At 61.8% G+C, this 16,216-nt stretch carries 13 protein-coding genes; 6 read left to right on the top strand and 7 right to left on the bottom strand.

Features of this window, described 5'->3' with window-relative positions:
• Positions 1-1,029, bottom strand: a complete 1,029-nt coding sequence (locus ACA046_RS05380) for an amino acid ABC transporter substrate-binding protein (RefSeq protein WP_258343832.1) — start codon at positions 1,027-1,029, stop codon at positions 1-3.
• A 194-nt stretch (positions 1,030-1,223) separates the two neighbouring features.
• Here ACA046_RS05380 and ACA046_RS05375 point away from each other — a divergent pair, with 194 nt between their 5' ends.
• From ACA046_RS05375 to ACA046_RS05350, 6 genes are all read left to right on the top strand, one after another.
• Complete coding sequence (locus ACA046_RS05375) at positions 1,224-2,090, top strand: LysR substrate-binding domain-containing protein (RefSeq protein WP_497676055.1); 867 nt, start codon at positions 1,224-1,226, stop codon at positions 2,088-2,090.
• 89 nt (positions 2,091-2,179) lie between these two features.
• Positions 2,180-3,430, top strand: coding sequence for a 2-aminoadipate transaminase (locus ACA046_RS05370; RefSeq protein WP_497676054.1), 1,251 nt, complete (start codon positions 2,180-2,182; stop codon positions 3,428-3,430).
• 141 nt (positions 3,431-3,571) lie between these two features.
• Positions 3,572-4,021, top strand: a complete 450-nt coding sequence (locus ACA046_RS05365) for a helix-turn-helix domain-containing protein (RefSeq protein ID WP_497676053.1) — start codon at positions 3,572-3,574, stop codon at positions 4,019-4,021.
• Entirely contained in the window at positions 4,018-5,295 is a 1,278-nt protein-coding gene (locus ACA046_RS05360; protein ID WP_497676052.1) for a type II toxin-antitoxin system HipA family toxin, read from the top strand. Before ACA046_RS05365 ends, ACA046_RS05360 begins: the two co-directional genes overlap by 4 nt.
• Before the next feature lie 213 nt (positions 5,296-5,508).
• Positions 5,509-6,846, top strand: a complete 1,338-nt coding sequence (locus ACA046_RS05355; RefSeq protein ID WP_497676051.1) for a carbohydrate porin — start codon at positions 5,509-5,511, stop codon at positions 6,844-6,846.
• A 100-nt stretch (positions 6,847-6,946) separates the two neighbouring features.
• Positions 6,947-9,364, top strand: coding sequence for a glucose/quinate/shikimate family membrane-bound PQQ-dependent dehydrogenase (locus tag ACA046_RS05350; RefSeq protein ID WP_497676050.1), 2,418 nt, complete (start codon positions 6,947-6,949; stop codon positions 9,362-9,364).
• A gap of 58 nt (positions 9,365-9,422) precedes the next feature.
• Here the strand turns inward: ACA046_RS05350 and ACA046_RS05345 are convergent, their stop codons facing one another.
• From ACA046_RS05345 to ACA046_RS05320, 6 genes are all read right to left on the bottom strand, one after another.
• Positions 9,423-11,759 (bottom strand): putative bifunctional diguanylate cyclase/phosphodiesterase, encoded by a 2,337-nt coding sequence (locus ACA046_RS05345; protein ID WP_497676049.1) that lies wholly within the window; start codon positions 11,757-11,759, stop codon positions 9,423-9,425.
• A gap of 204 nt (positions 11,760-11,963) precedes the next feature.
• On the bottom strand, positions 11,964-13,136 hold the full coding sequence (locus ACA046_RS05340; RefSeq protein WP_167664567.1) for an ABC transporter substrate-binding protein: 1,173 nt from the start codon (positions 13,134-13,136) through the stop codon (positions 11,964-11,966).
• Positions 13,133-14,107 carry a CobW family GTP-binding protein gene (locus tag ACA046_RS05335; protein ID WP_497676048.1) on the bottom strand — a complete coding sequence of 325 codons (975 nt, stop codon included), beginning with the start codon at positions 14,105-14,107 and terminating at the stop codon, positions 13,133-13,135. Before ACA046_RS05335 ends, ACA046_RS05340 begins: the two co-directional genes overlap by 4 nt.
• A 119-nt stretch (positions 14,108-14,226) precedes the next feature.
• Complete coding sequence (locus ACA046_RS05330; protein WP_076017591.1) at positions 14,227-14,529, bottom strand: hypothetical protein; 303 nt, start codon at positions 14,527-14,529, stop codon at positions 14,227-14,229.
• Between the two features lie 13 nt (positions 14,530-14,542).
• Complete coding sequence (locus ACA046_RS05325; RefSeq protein ID WP_459026233.1) at positions 14,543-15,292, bottom strand: SDR family NAD(P)-dependent oxidoreductase; 750 nt, start codon at positions 15,290-15,292, stop codon at positions 14,543-14,545.
• Between the two features lie 160 nt (positions 15,293-15,452).
• The gene (locus tag ACA046_RS05320; protein WP_459026231.1) at positions 15,453-16,214 is read right to left on the bottom strand and encodes an SDR family NAD(P)-dependent oxidoreductase; all 762 of its coding nucleotides are present in this window, start codon (positions 16,212-16,214) and stop codon (positions 15,453-15,455) included.
• Between the last annotated feature and the right edge of the window lie 2 nt (positions 16,215-16,216).

Raw genomic sequence — 16,216 nt, 5'->3', positions numbered from 1 at the left:
TCAGCGAACCGGCGGCGCGTACTGGATGCCGCCATTGCTCCACAACGCGTTCAGGCCACGCTTGATCTTCAGCACACTGCCCTGGCCGATGTTGCGCTCGAAGACTTCACTGTAGTTGCCCACTTGCTTGACGATCTGCACCACCCAGTCCTTGCGCAGTTTCAGGTCCTTGCCGTAGTCACCGTCTGCGCCCAGCAGGCGGGCGACGTCCGGATTCTTGGTGGACTTGGCCTGCTCTTCGACGTTCTGCGAGGTGATGCCCATTTCCTCGGCGTTGAGCATGGCGAACAACGTCCACTTGACGATGCTGAACCACTCGTCGTCGCCCTTGCGCACCAGCGGGCCCAGCGGTTCCTTGGAAATGACTTCCGGCAACACCACGAATTCATCCGGGTGAGCCATCTTGATTCGCTGGGCGTACAGGCCCGACTGGTCAGTGGTCAGCACATCGCAGCGGCCGGCTTCCAGGCCCTTGGCGCTTTCGTCGGCGGTGTCGAAGGTGATCGGCGTGTACTTCAGGCCGTTGGAGCGGAAGTAGTCCGAGACGTTCAGCTCGGTGGTGGTGCCGGCCTGGATGCAGATGGTCGCGCCGTCCAGGTCTTTGGCGCTCTTCACACCGAGCTTGGTGTTCACCAGAAAGCCGATGCCGTCGTAGTAGGTCACGCCGGTGAACACCATGCCCATGCCGGCGTCGCGGGAACTGGTCCAGGTGGTGTTGCGGGAAATCAGGTCGATCTCGCCGGACTGCAACGCGGTGAAGCGCTCCTTGGCGGTCAACTGGCTGAACTTCACTTTCGACGCGTCACCAAACAGCGCGGCGGCGACGGCGTGGCACACATCCACATCGATGCCGGTCATCTTGCCGTTGGCGTCCGGCACGCCAAAACCCGGCAAACCATCGCTGACCCCACACTGGATAAAACCCTTCTTCTGGATCGCATCCAGGGTCGCCCCCGCGTGCGCGCTCCCGGCCAACCCCAATACTGCGGCGGCGGTGAATGCCGCCAACGTGGATTTGATGTTCTTCATGCAAGGCGCTCCCTGTCGATCTTTATTATTCGGCGCCAAAAACCCGCGCCGTTTATAGTGTTGCCGGTCAGTATCAACGGCTTTACACCTTGGCCACAAACGACGTTTAGGCAAAGGCTCCTTCCGATTTGGAATGAACTTGGCTATTTGAAAGGATCTGCGATCCCGTGATTTCGAAACGCTTGACCCCTTCGATGACTGCCCTGCAGTGCTTCGAAGCCGCCGCCCGCCACTTGAGCTTCACACGCGCCGCCGAAGAGCTGCACCTGACCCAGAGTGCGGTGAGCAAGCAAGTGGCGCAGTTGGAAGAGATGCTCTGCCACCCGTTATTCCAGCGAGTGCGCCAGCGTTTGTACCTGTCGCCGGCAGGCTCGCTGTACTTGGAGGAAGTGCGCAAGATCCTCAACCAGGTGGATATTTCCAGCCGCTACATCCTGACCTACGGCGGCGAAACCGAAGTGCTGCGCATCGCCACCCAGCCAACCTTCGGTGACCGCTGGCTGGTGCCCAAGCTCAAGGATTTTGCCGCGCGCCATCCCAATATCCACCTGGACGTGCGCAATGAACTGGAGCCGTTCGACGTGTTGCAGGCCAAGGCCGACATCGCGTTCTTCTTCGGCCAGGGATCGTGGCCGGGAGCGACCTGCATCGAGTTGTTTCGCGAAGCCGTGGTGCCGGTGTGCGCACCCGGTTTTGTCGCCGCAGGCAGCGACGCCTCGTCTCGCCACACGTTGCTGCAATGCACCTCGCGTCCGGAAGCCTGGCACGAGTGGTTTCTGGAACAAGGCCTGCACTCGCAAAACAGCTACCACGGGCCGCGCTTCGACACGTTCTACATGTGCATTCGCGCAGCGCAATCGGGGTATGGCGTGGCGTTGGTGCCGCAGTATCTGGTGACCGAGGAATTGGCGAACGGCAGCCTGATGATCCCTTGGGATTACGCGATGCCCAGCGCCGGCGCGCACTTTATCGCCCATGCCGAACATGCCGGTGGGATTCCAAAAGTGCAGGCGTTTTTGAGCTGGATGGTGGAGTACACCACAGCACATCCCGACTTTTAATAATGACCCGGCGACTTTATTTCGTTTGCGGGGCAAGGCGGCTCACGGCTTAGATAAAAGGACGCATCCTATTCTTGAGTCCCGGATCCATGAGCCGCGAAACCATCAGCCAGTCGATTTCCATCGTCCACCCCATCAGCCTCAGCCATGGCAAGAACGCCGAAGTCTGGGACACCACGGGCAAGCGCTACATCGATTTCGTCGGTGGCATTGGCGTACTCAACCTGGGCCATTGCCACCCGCGTGTGGTCGAGGCGATTCGCGAGCAGGCGACCAAACTCACCCACTACGCCTTCAACGCCGCCCCTCACGCGCCCTACATCGAACTGATGGACCGCCTCACCGCGTTCATCCCGGTGGATTACCCGGTCAGTGGCATGCTCACCAACAGTGGTGCGGAGGCGGCGGAAAACGCCTTGAAAATTGTCCGGGGAGCGACGGGCCGCACCGCTGTCATTGCCTTTGACGGTGCCTTTCACGGACGCACCCTGGCCACCTTGAACCTCAATGGCAAGGTCGCGCCGTACAAACAAAAAGTCGGCGTACTGCCGGGGCCGGTGTTCCACCTGCCATTCCCCAGTCGCGACAACGGCGTGACCTGCGCCGAAGCGCTGAAGGCGATGGACCGGCTGTTCAGCGTGGAAATCGACGTCGACGACGTGGCCTGTTTCATCATCGAACCGGTGCAGGGCGAAGGGGGCTTCCTGACGCTGGACGTGGAATTCGCCCAAGCGCTGCGCCGCTTTTGCGACGAGAAAAACATCCTGCTGATTGCCGATGAAATCCAGTCCGGCTTCGGCCGTACCGGCCAGCGTTTTGCGTTCTCACGCTTGGGCATCGAGCCTGACCTGATTCTGCTGGGCAAAAGCATCGCCGGCGGTGTGCCGCTCGGCGCAGTAGTAGGTCGCAAAACGTTGCTCGACAGCCTGCCCAAAGGCGGCCTGGGCGGCACCTATTCCGGCAACCCGATTGCCTGCGCGGCGGCGTTGGCGACCCTGGATGAAATGACGGATGCACACCTGAAAAGTTGGGGCACGCAGCAGGAAGAAGCCATCCTCAGCCGCTATGAATCATGGCGTTCGAAAAAGCTCTCGCCGTACCTCGGCCGCTTGACCGGCGTGGGCGCCATGCGTGGTATCGAACTGGCCAACGCCGACGGCAGCCCGGCACCACAACAACTGACCCAACTGCTGGCCCTGGCCCGCGAGGCGGGTTTGCTGCTGATGCCCAGCGGCAAATCACGGCACATTATCCGTCTGCTGGCGCCGTTGACGATTGAGGCGGCGGTGCTGGAGGAAGGGCTGGATATTCTTGAGGGGTGTTTGGTGAAGCTGGCTTAGGTCAACCCCCCACCACAACAAAACTGCAATTATTTTAGCCATAAGACTACAAAACAGCCAAAATAATTGCAGATCAAATGCTCACCGGTAGTGCTATTATTCCTGCATATTCATCTCGAAAGCGCCGGAATAATTGCACCCATGGCCAACAAAACCGCTCCGCTGCTCCCTATGACCCAGCAATTGCTGGCGGACTTGGGCGAACGCCTGCGCTTGGCGCGCTTGCGTCGCAAGCTCACCGCCAAACAAGTGGCGGAGCGTGCCGGTATGTCACTCATGACCCTGCGTGCATTGGAGCGAGGCTCTACGGGAGTGACCATCGGCGCCTACCTGTCCGTATTGCAAGTGCTCGGGCTCGAACAGGATATAGCCTCGATCGCTGAAACCGACACAGTAGGACGCCATCTGCAAGACGCCGCGCTTACAAACAAAAAGCAGGGGGCAACCAAGCCTCGCGTGAAGAAGGCTGCACACACGTTGTCTGCCACCATCGCGTCCTCAGTCTCCCCCCAGGCACAAACGGCCTCGAAACTTTCGGCCCTGATCGTCAACCCCGTCAGCCGTTCTAGTGACGAGTCATCCAAGCCATGACCCGTATTCTCGTTTATGCCGACTGGGATGGGCTCGATCATGCCCGTCGCCTTGGCGTACTGCATGCGCGCCAAGGCGGTCCAAGTGAGTTGTTTGAGTTTGAATACGACCGTGAGGCGCTGGCTGATCCGCAGTTGGGCCTGACTCAACTTGACCCGCGCCTAGGCTTGTTCGAAGGCCCGCAGTTCCCCCCGCAAGGTCGCGATACCTTCGGTGTATTTGCCGACTCCAGCCCCGACCGATGGGGGCGCATGCTGATGAAGCGTCGGCTGGAACGCGATAAACGAGCGGCAAGAGTTGCACCCCACACTCGGCTTATGGAGTCAGACTTCCTGTTGGGTGTACACGATACCTTCCGCGTCGGCGCGTTGCGTTTCAAGCAAGATGACAGCGGCCCCTTTCTGGACAATCAGGACAGCCTGGCGGCGCCGCCACTGATCAAACTGCGGGAACTGGAAGCAGCCAGCCGCGCCCTGGAAAACGATACCGACAATACCGCCGTCGAAGGCAGCGAATGGCTGCGGACGTTGATCGCACCCGGCGGCTCGCTGGGTGGCGCACGCCCTAAAGCCAGCGTGGTCGACCCCGATGGGCATCTCTGGATTGCCAAGTTTTCGAGCCTGCGCGATGAGCACGATGTGGGAGCCTGGGAATACATCGTTGGGTCTCTCGCCGAGGGCTGCGGTCTGCGCGTCGCCCCCATGGATGCAGAACGCTATGCCAGCGAGCATCACTGCTTCAGGGTTAAACGTTTTGACCGGTCTGCTCAGGGGCGACGTTTGCATTTCGCCTCCGCCATGACCTTGACCGGGCATACCGATGGTGACGATGCCTCGACTGGCGTCAGCTACCTGGAACTTGCACGGGTGTTGATCACGCAAGGCGCCGATACCCAAGCTGACTTGCGCGAACTGTGGTGCCGAATTCTGTTTAACGTGTTGGTTTCCAATACCGATGATCACTTGCGTAACCACGGCTTCCTGCTGGAACCGGGACGGGGCTGGCGGCTCTCTCCTGCCTACGATATGAATCCCGACCGTTACGGTCATGGCCTGAAACTCAATATCAGCGAACATGACAACGCTCTGGATCTGGAGTTGGTGCGATCAGTCGCCGGGATCTTCAGGGTGCCACTCCCGGAGGCCGACACGCTTATCGAACGTTTCAGGGGCATTGTGAATCAGTGGCCAACGCTGGCCAATGCAGTGGGCATCTCAAGACGTGAGCAGGACGAAATGAGCCCCGCCTTCAAGTTGTCCAAAGGCGCACAATGACCCAGCGACGCCACTATTACCAAATCCGAAAGAATCCATCTTCCGTTTAGCCCTTTCTCTCCCCGCGTCGGGGCTTTATCCTTGTCGGCAACAAACTGAAACGTTTCATCATTCCATAAAACATCGTCCGCCCGTGTTCAACGCCTTTGTGCGAACGCGCCAGGTCGCTGTTGGCGTTTCAAAACCATAAAATATTAAGACCCCATTTTGCCTATGCCAGCTTTCCCAAACCTGCGCCTGTGCGCTGCGCTGCTGCCTTTCGGTCTGGCCACCTGTGCCCAAGCCGCTCCTGCCTTTGACGCTGAATCACCGTGGATGCTGGGTGATTTCGGCGGCACCCGGACAGCGCTGTCTCAACAAGGCTACGACTTCAAACTCGACTACACCGGCGAGATGGGCAGTAACCTGCATGGCGGTTCTGACCACGATCGTACTGCGCGCTACAGCGATCAGTTCGGCCTGGGCACGCACCTGGATCTGCAGAAGATCCTCGGCTGGCACGACGCCGAGTTCCAATTGACGGTGACCGAGCGCAGCGGCAACAACATCACCAACGACCGCGTTAACGATCCGCGTGTGGGCGGGTTCACTTCGTCCCAGGAAGTCTGGGGCCGTGGCCAGACCTGGCGCCTGACGCAAATGTGGTACCAGCAGAAATTCTTCGACCAGAAGCTCGACATCAAGGCCGGGCGCTTTGGCGAAGGCGAAGACTTCAACAGCTTCCCCTGCGACTTCCAGAACCTGGCGTTCTGCGGCTCACAGGTCGGTAACTGGGTGGGCAGCATCTGGTACAACTGGCCGGTGAGCCAGTGGGCGCTGCGGGTCAAGTATCACCTGACGCCCGAACTGTACGCCCAGGTCGGCGCCTATGAACAGAACCCGTCCAACCTGGATCGCGGCAATGGCTTCAAGCTCAGTGGCAGCGGCACACAAGGCGCCCTGCTCCCGGTGGAACTGGTGTGGACACCCACGCTCAACGGCCTGCCCGGCGAATACCGCGCCGGTTACTACTACAGCAGCGCCAAGGCCAGCGACGTCTATAAAGACCGCAACGACCAACCGGCAGCCCTCAGCGGCGAGGCCTATCGCAGCGCCTCCAGCAAACACGGGGTGTGGCTGGGAGTGCAACAGCAAGTCACCAGCCTGGCCAGCGACCATTCGCGAGGCTTGAGCGTGTTCGCCAACGGCACGATGCACGACAAGAAAACCAACGCTGTGGATAACTACGTGCAGGCCGGCGTGGTCTACAAGGGCCCGTTTGACGCCCGCGCCAAGGACGATATCGGCCTTGCCGTGGCCCGGGTGCACGTCAACCCGGCCTATCGCAAGAACGCCGAGGCGAGCAACCAGGCCCGTGCGGTGTACGACTTCGATGACCCGGCCTATATGCCGATTCAACACACCGAATACAGCGCCGAACTCTATTACGGCATCCACGTCACCCACTGGCTGACCGTGCGCCCGAACCTGCAATACATCCGTCACCCCGGGGCCGTGGCCCAGGTGGATGACGCGCTGATCGGCGGGATCAAGCTGCAAAGCTCGTTCTGATTCTGAATAAAGCTAATTTGCCCTGAACCAAGCCTGCGCCGGAACGTCATCTACAGTGAACTGTGCGCAATCAATTCAAAACGTAACGGAGAACCACACTATGAGCACTGATGGTGCTTCAAGTCCAAGTCGCCTGCTGCCCAGGCTACTGGGGATCTTGCTGCTGATAATGGGCCTGGCCTTGTTGGCCGGGGGGATCAAGCTGAGCATGCTCGGCGGGTCGCTGTATTACCTGCTGGCCGGTCTCGGCATCACCGTCACCGGTCTTTTGCTGCTGGCAACACGCCGCGCGGCGCTGGGCTTGTACGCACTGGTGCTGTTTGCCAGCACCGTCTGGGCGCTGTGGGAAGTCGGCCTGGACTGGTGGCAACTGGTGCCGCGCCTGGCGCTGCTGTTCGCCCTCGGCATCGTCATGCTGCTCCCGTGGTTCCGCCGTCCATTGCTGCGTGGCCAAGCCGCGCCGCTGGGCACTGGCGCCCTGAGCGTCGCCGTCGTGCTGGCCGGTGCTGCTGCCTTGGCCAGCCAATTCACCGACCCGGGTGCCATGGTCAAAAAAGGCCAACTGGACCGCGATGCGGTGCCAGGCATGGCCAGCGCCGCGCCAGCCCAGGCGGACGGTGACTGGAACTCCTATGGCCGCTCGGCCTTTGGTGACCGTTACTCGCCACTGGCGCAGATCACCCCGGAAAACGCCCACAAGCTGGTTCCAGCCTGGACGTATCGCACTGGCGACATTCCTGGCCCAGGCGATCCCGGTGAAACCACCGCGGAAAACACCCCGCTGAAAGTCAACGGCATGCTCTACGTGTGTACACCACACAGCCAGGTCATTGCCCTGGACCCGGACACCGGCAAGGAAATCTGGCGTTTCGACCCAAAGATCAGCAGCGAGGGTGCTGCCAACTTCAAGGGTTGGGCGCACATGACCTGCCGTGGCGTGTCGTATCACGATGACGCGGTCTACGCTTCCGAGCAGAGCCCGACTGGCAGCGCCAGCCCGGCCGCCGCGCCGAATGCCTGCCCGAAACGCATCTTCGTACCTACCGCCGACACCCGTCTGATCGCCCTGAACGCCGACACCGGCAAGATGTGCGAAGACTTTGGTGACAAAGGCCAGGTCGACCTGCGTGCCAACATCGGCACCTTCGCCCCGGGCGGTTACTACTCCACCTCGCCACCGGCCGTTACCAAGAACCTGGTAGTGATCGGCGGTCACGTGACCGACAACGTCTCCACCGACGAGCCAAGCGGCGTGATCCGCGCGTTCGACGTGCACACCGGCAAGCTGGTGTGGAACTGGGACAGCGGCAACCCGGACGACACCACCCCGTTGGCCGAGGGCAAGACTTACACCCGCAACTCGCCAAACATGTGGTCGATGTTCGCGGTGGACGAAAAACTCGGCATGCTCTACCTGCCGATGGGTAACCAGATGCCCGACCAGTACGGCGGCGACCGGACTCCGGACTCCGAGAAGTACAGCGCCGGCCTGACCGCCCTGGACATCGACAGCGGCCACGTGAAGTGGACCTTCCAGTTCACTCACCATGACCTGTGGGACATGGACGTGGGCGGCCAGCCTTCGCTGATCGACATCAAGACCGCTGACGGCGTGAAGCAAGCGGTAATGGCGTCGACCAAGCAAGGCAGCATCTACGTGATCGACCGCTCGAACGGTCAGCCAGTGGTGCCGATCAATGAAATCCCTGTACCGCAAGGTGCAGTGGCCGGCGATCACACCGCTCCGACCCAACCGAAATCGGACCTGAACTTCATGCCACCGCCCCTCAAGGAGCGTGACATGTGGGGCGTGACGCCGTTCGACCAGATGCTGTGCCGGATTGATTTCAAATCCATGCGCTACGACGGTCCGTTCACCCCGCCATCGCTGCAAGGTTCGATCGTTTACCCGGGTAACTTTGGCGTGTTCGACTGGGGTGGCATTTCCGTCGACCCGGTTCGCCAGATTGCTTTCGTGAACCCGAGCTACATGGCGTTCAAATCGAAACTGATCCCGGCCGCCGACATCGCCAAGCAAGGCCCACGGGTCAGCGAAACCGAAGGCGTGCAGCCGAACAAAGGCGCGCCGTACGGCGTGATCCTCGAAGCCATGCTGTCGCCACTGGGCCTGCCGTGCCAGGCGCCAGCATGGGGTTATGTGGCCGCGGTCGACCTGACCAACCACCAGACCATCTGGATGCACAAGAACGGCACCGTGCGTGACAGCTCGCCGGTTCCGATTCCACTGACCATGGGCGTACCAAGCCTGGGCGGGACCTTCACCACGGCCGGTGGCGTGTCTTTCCTCAGCGGTACCCTTGACCAGTACCTGCGTGCCTATGACGTGAAAAACGGCAAGCAACTGTGGGAAGGCCGCCTGCCAGCAGGCGCGCAAACCACACCGATGACCTACACCGGCAAGGACGGCAAGCAGTACGTGCTGGTCATGGCCGGCGGTCATGGTTCCCTGGGCACCAAGCAGGGCGACTATGTGATGGCGTTCAAACTGCCGGACTAAGTAACAGCGGCGGCAAGACAAAGGCGGCTACCTTATGGGTAGCCGCCTTTTTTTGTGTTCACACCGGCACACGTTCGCGGCGCATCCACATTTCGAACGCCATGGCGTTCAGTGGCCGGCTGATCAGATAGCCTTGGGCCGTGTCGCACTTCCAGAGCTTGAGCAGCTTGAGGCTAGGCTCGAACTCCACACCTTCAGCCACCACTTTGAGCCCCAGGTTGTGGCTCATTTCGATGGTCGAGCGCACGATCACGCCGTCGCCGGAGATGCCGTCGAGATTGCGTATGAACGACTGGTCGATCTTCAGTTCCTGCACTGGCAATCGTTGCAGTTGCGCCAGGGATGAATAGCCGGTGCCGAAGTCGTCCACCGAGAGGCTGATGCCACAACCGCGCAGTTGCTCCAGCACGCTGAGGGCCTGAGCCGGGTTGTGCATGATCGCGCTTTCGGTGATTTCGAAAATCAGTTGCCGGGCCGATACGCAGTAGCGCGCCAACAGCTCGGTCACCTGCAGGGCCAGGCTGTCATCGGCCAGGTCATCCACCGAGATGTTCACCGATAACTGCACCTGCAACCCGCGCACCTCCCACTCGGCCAATTGCCGAATGGCTTCTTCGATCACCCAGTGGGTAAGGTTGCCCATGCTGCCGGTGCGCTCAGCCAGGGGAATGAACTCGGCGGGCGATACCAGCCCAAGGGTCGGATGCTGCCAGCGCAACAGCGCTTCGGCCTGGCTCACATGGCCATGGTGCAAGTCGAGCTTGGGCTGATAACACAGGTGCAACTCACCTTCCGCCGCCGCCCGGCGCAGGTCGCGGATCAGCGTGATCTGGCGTTGGTGGGCGAGGTCGCGGTCTTGTTGGTAGATCTGTAAATAGCCCGGTAACGCTGCCGCATCGTGGCGGGCAAGCGCGGCGCGGCTGATCAGTTCTTCAACCTGCTGGCCGTCGGCCGGGTACGCGGCGATGCCGATGCTCACTTCGTGGCGCAGTTCATCGCCGCCGATGCGCTGGGGCTCGGTCAGCAGCCCATACAGGCGGTCAGCCAAGGCCACGACACGGTCGATCTCGGTGTTTTCCAGCAGCAGCAAAAACTCGCTGCCGGTGATGCGCGCGGCGGTGTCACTGGCCGAGAGGCTCGACAGCAGGCAGCGGCTGGCTTCGCGGAGCATTTCTTCCACTCCTTCCGGGCCATAGCTTTCATTGATCACCCGGTAGTTTTCAATCCCCAGGTACAGCAACACCACGGGCCGGCCGGCGCTGATGGCACTGCCCAGGCGCTCCATGGCCAGCGCCCGGTTGGGCAGGCCGGTGAGCGGATCGTGCAGAGCGTTGTGGGCCAGTTGCCGTTCGCGCACGGCGATCCCGGTTTGCATGGCGTTAAAGGCCTGGGCCAGCAGGCCGAACTCATCATGGCTGCGCACCCGCACTGGCGTACGGTAATCACCGGCACCGATGCGTTCGGCGGCCTGCACCAGCGCATTGAGTGGGCGCGAAACCCTACGCGCCAGGAACAAAGCGCCCGCCAGCGACACCAGCAGCACCACCAGGGCGATTGCAAGAAATTGCCGGTCCAGCGGCGCGAAGGACTCAAGGGCGTGGTCCAGCGGGCTTTGCAGCAGCACCCGCACTTCACCGCCGTCTGCGGTGTTACCCAAGGGCAACACCTGGCTGAGGTAACGCTGGCCGTGAAACAGGTTCAGTTGCGCCTCGGAATTGATGTACGGCGCCTGCAAGTTACTGGCAATCGATGCCTGCAGTGACTCGGGCTGAGTGCTGAACAGTTCGCCGGGCTGGCCGTGCTGCGCACTGAAGAACGACACCTCGAGGTTGCTCATGGAGCGCAATTCACTGGCAAAGATTTCGTCCATGGGGAAGCCCATGGCGACACGGGCAATCGGTGTGAGGTCGACGACGTCCTGTTGCACCAGCAGAAAAGGCCGGCCATCCAGGGCCACGATCAACATTTGCAGGCCGCTGCGCCGGGCCTGGCGCAAGGCATCGTTGTAGGGAAAAGGCTGGCCCGGGGTCAGCGCCTGTAACGTGCTGACCATCACCCGACCGTCGAGGCCCAGCACAAACACCTCACTGGACGTCAGGCCGGTACCATGCCGGCGCAGCGCGGCGAGAATCTCGGCGGGCTCACCCTCGGCGACAGACTGGCGGAAGGGCAGGTCTGCCGCGAGCCAGTTCAAGCCATATTGCAGACGCCGGCCACGCAGGTCGAGCAGCCGTTCGAACACCTGGCTGCCGGTTTCCAGTTGCACTTGGGCCTGATTTTCCACGGCGTGATTGGTCGCGGTCTTCACTGCGAAATACACCGCCGCCACGACCACCAGTAACAGCAGCGCCAGCACCCCGGCGATCCGGGTTTGAAAGGTATGGCGCCACCTCATTTTGTTGCCCTCTGGCAGCGCCCGTCTCCTCCAGCCGAAATCTCCCTTCGTCATACGCGTCCCTCGCGAAAGCTGAACTGGCGTCAAATAAATATCCTTTTTAAAAGGACATTCGAATGATCCAGACTAGCTGCGCAAGAGAGGAAGTGCATCCAATAAGTACGGGAGTTTTCCCGTCATTAATTTGGCGACATAGAGCCGTTGCTACATGCGCGCCCGCATGAAATCACCCCAGCGCCGCACCAGGTAGTTGTGCTCGTCCATCACCGAGTTCCACACCGCGATGTGCCCCATGCGTTGCTCATAGGAGCCCCCGTCGCGCACTTCGCCCACATCAATCAACGGTAAGCCATCGCTGCCCAACAGCTCTTCCCGCGCGGGCTGGCCGGCGTACCAGTAATCCCATTCGGCACTGCTCAGGTGATCACGGCTGCGGGCCGGGTTGCCGATGTAATAACCCTGGCGCGCCATTACCGCACCTGGCCAGCCGGACAGCCACCAGTTGAGGTAGGCATAGGCCGCATCCAGCACCGGGCCCTTGGCATGGCGCGACAACGACAACCCGCCGAACCAGGCGCGATAACCTTCACGGGGCACCGCCAGGCGATACTTAACCCCGGCCCGGTGCAGGCGCATCAGGGTCGGTGACCACAAACTCTGGATGTCGATGCTCGGGCTGAGCATCAGTTGCGCCGCTTCTTCGTCATCCGACCAGAACGCCGCGAAGTGCCCTTCCTTCTGCTTGCGTACCAGGATATCCGCCAGCACATCGATCTCTTCGATGCTCATGTTGCCGATGTCCTTGAAGCTCGCGAGCCCTGCGCCTTGCACCGCCAGTGCAGCATCGAGGGCACCGATGGCGGCGTCACTCTGCAGCGCGGTACGTGCGCCCCAGGCTGGGTCGAGCAGCCAGCCCCAGCTCTCGTTGGCGCGGTTGAACCCTTCGGGCAAGCGCTCGGGGCGGTAGGCGAAACTGTCGGCGTTGTGGGTCAGGGGCAACATGCTGATGCGTTCGGTCACGGTGCTGCCGAGGCTGCCATCGTGCTGCACGAACAGGCGCTCGCTGGGCACACTGCCGCTGCCCAGGCGGTCGTTGGCGGACAAACGTCCGCGCTTGGGCAGGTCGTTGATCTCGTGCCACAGCGCAATGCGCCGGGTGTCGATCGGCTGGATCGCCCGGGCCGGCCACACGAAATCGACGTTGTGAAACCACTGGTCGTAGAGGTCGTAGCTGTCCGGCTGCATCACTGCAATACGCTGGGCCTGCTCGACATCGTGCACCTGATACACCAGGCGAATGCCCAGCTCTTTTTCCGCTCGCACACGCAGGCATTCGAGCAAGGTCACCGAGGTACCGAGGACGCGCAGCGTGATCATGCGGCGAACCTTCTGGAGAACACTTCAAAGGAGCGACGCAGCAACGCCGGGTCGAGACCTCGCAGGATAAACACCAGGCGTGATTGCCGATCGGTCCCCGGCCAGGCAGGCAGGTGAACCGGGGCATGCAGGCAATGCTGCACGCCGTGGATAACGATGGGGGCCGAGCTTGCGTTCACGTTGAGCAGTCCTTTGACGCGAAGAATACGTTCGCCGTTGCATCTTAACAGCATCGATAACCAGACTCCGAACCCCACCCAATCCAGCGGCTGGTCGAAGGTCAGGCAACAGACTTGCGCGGCGCCGTGGTTGGCGGCGGTGGTTTGATGGAGTTGCCAGCGACTGACTTCGGCCGCAGGTTCGGCGCTGCGCAGGCCTTCGCCAAGCAGCAGTTGTTCACCGCTGTCGATATCGCAGGTATTGAGGATCGGCGTACCGGCGTTCAGTGCCTGCAAGTGCGCGCGCAGTGGGGCGCAGTCTTCGACGAGGTCGGTCTTGCTCAACAGCAGGCGATCCGCGGCGGCCACTTGCGCCAGCCATTCCGGGTGCAGGCGCTCTTGCAAGACGGCATGGCTGGCGTCTACCAACGTCACGACCAAGCCGATATGAAAGCGCCCGCGAAGCTGCACGTCGTTGTTCAAGGTGGCGAGGATTGGCGCCGGGTCGGCCAGGCCGGTGGTTTCCAGAATCACCCGTTTGAAGGCCGGAATCTCGCCACGCTCACGGCGCTGCAACAGGCCGAGCAAGGCGTCTTTCAACTCGCCGCGAATCGAACAGCAGACGCAACCGCTGGGCAGCAGCACGGTGTCCGGCGCGACTTCTTCCACCAGCAGATGGTCGATGCCGACGTCGCCGAACTCATTGATCAGCAACGCTGTGTCGCCAAGGCTTTCGCCTTGCAGCAGGCGCTTGAGCAAGGTGGTCTTGCCGCTGCCGAGGAAGCCGGTGATGACATTCAGGGCGATGCTCATATTTCTACCTCGTTGCTGGCCTCCTGTAGGCGCGAGCTTGCTCGCGAAAAACCTGAGAACGCCGCGTTCAACCAGAGAGGGCGCGTTATCGTTGACGTTTTTCGCGAGCAAGCTCGCTCCTACAGAAGACCCTGTTCCAAGTGGTCGAGTAATTTGGGGTCAAGAGGGTCCAGCGGCCGACCGAGCATGGTCTCTGCCGCCCGCCACAGCTGATCCAGGCCGCTGGCCAGTTCCTGTTTGCCGGTGGCGCCCAGCAGTAGATAGGACGCGCCCTGGAAGTCTTCGACCTTGAGCCGGAACACCGCCAGCACCTGGTTGATCGCCGCGATGCGGCGCAGGCGTTCGCGGCGACGCGGCAACTCATCGCCCAGGGGATCGCTCCAGTGCAAGTCTTCGCCCAGCAGGCCGCAGAGTCCGCACATGCTTATTGCCCGCTCATGGCATGACATCGCCGGAGTTCGGGCCGAGGGTCTGGCCGACGAACAGGTTGCCGCCCGGCTCGCTGGCCAGCAGCACCGCGGTGGGCGCGACTTCATCCGCCAGGCCGAAACGACCCAAGGGCAACTCGGCAGCCTTGGCGCGTTTCCAGGTGTCGCTGATGCCGCCTACCAACGGCGTCTCAATCGGCCCGGGCGCAATGGCGTTGACCAGTACGTTGTCCTTGGCCACTTCCAGCGCGAGGGATTTGGTGAAGCCGATCACGCCAGCTTTCGCCGCTGCATAGTGCGTCAACTCGGCGCCGCCCTTGATCCCCAGTTGCGAGGCAACGTTGATGATCCGGCCCCAGCGCTGGCCAATCATGTGGGGCAAGGCGCGCTGGCTGGCGACGAAGACGCTGGTGAGGTCGACGCGCAGCATGTCGTTCCACATGTCCATGGTCAGGTCGACGCACCGGGCCTGGGTCAGCATGCCGGCGTTGTTGACCAGGATATCGATGCCGCCGTAGTGGGTGACACAGGCATCGACGCTGGCCTGGGCGCCGTCGACAGTGCCGACATCGGCCACGCACTCGAGGACTTCGGCACCGAGGTTGCGGCAGGTGATGGCCGTTTCGGCGAGGGTTGCGGCGTCGCGGTCGGCCAGCAACAGGCGTGCGCCTTCGACGGCGTAGGCACGGGCGATGGCGGCGCCGATGCCGCTGCCGGCACCGGTGATCACGGCACGGCGGTTAGAGAGTTGGGGCATGGTGAACTCCTCAAATAATCAAACGGCGAACGCAAAAAAAATGTGGGAGCGGGCTTGCTCGCGAAAGCGGAGTGCCAGCCAATACATGCGGAACTGATCCACCGCATTCGCGAGCAAGCCCGCTCCCACATTTTTGACCGAGTCCGGCTTAAAACCGGGGTTAATCCGGCCAGCGCACGGTCAGGCCACCATCAATCACGATGCTCTGTCCGGTGAGGTAACTCGATTCCTCACTGGTCAAAAAACGCACCAGAGACGCCACTTCATCCGCCCGCCCTACCCGACCCAGCGGAATTGCCCGCGCCGCCTTCGCCAGGCCTTCCGGCCCCAGGGAGTTCTTCGCGTCCAGCGACTGGGGCGTCTCGATCAACCCCGGAATCACCGCATTGCAACGAATCCCCAACGGCGCCAACTCCACCGCCAGCGACCGACACAACCCCGGCACCCCAGCCTTCGCCGCCGCATAGTGCGCGTGGTCCTGCCAGCCATACACGCCACCGGCAATCGACGAAATCGCCACCAATGCCCCGCCGTCACTCATGTGGCGGGTCGCCGCACGAAAGGTGCGCATCACCCCGGTCAGGTCGACGTTGAGCATCTCGTTCCATAGTTCGTCAGTCATCTCCAGCAGTGGCGCACGGCGCAACAGCCCTGCGTTGGCCACCGCGTAATCGAGGCGACCGAAGTGCTGGACCGCCTGCGCCGCCAGGTTATCCACCGACGCCGTATCGCCCACGTCCAGCGGCAACATCAGGCATTCACCGCCGGCCTCTTCCACCAGCGCAACCGTGTGATGCGGGTCATGGGGATCGGCCGGGTAATACCCACCCACCACCGCCACGCCGCTGCGGGCATACGCCACCGCGAGGGCCTGGCCGATGCCGCTGGCGGCACCGGTAATCAATGCAACTTTACGACTCATCA

It is taken from the genome of Pseudomonas sp. LBUM1641 (assembly GCF_059716235.1).
This window is presented reverse-complemented; position numbering and strand designations above follow the sequence as displayed.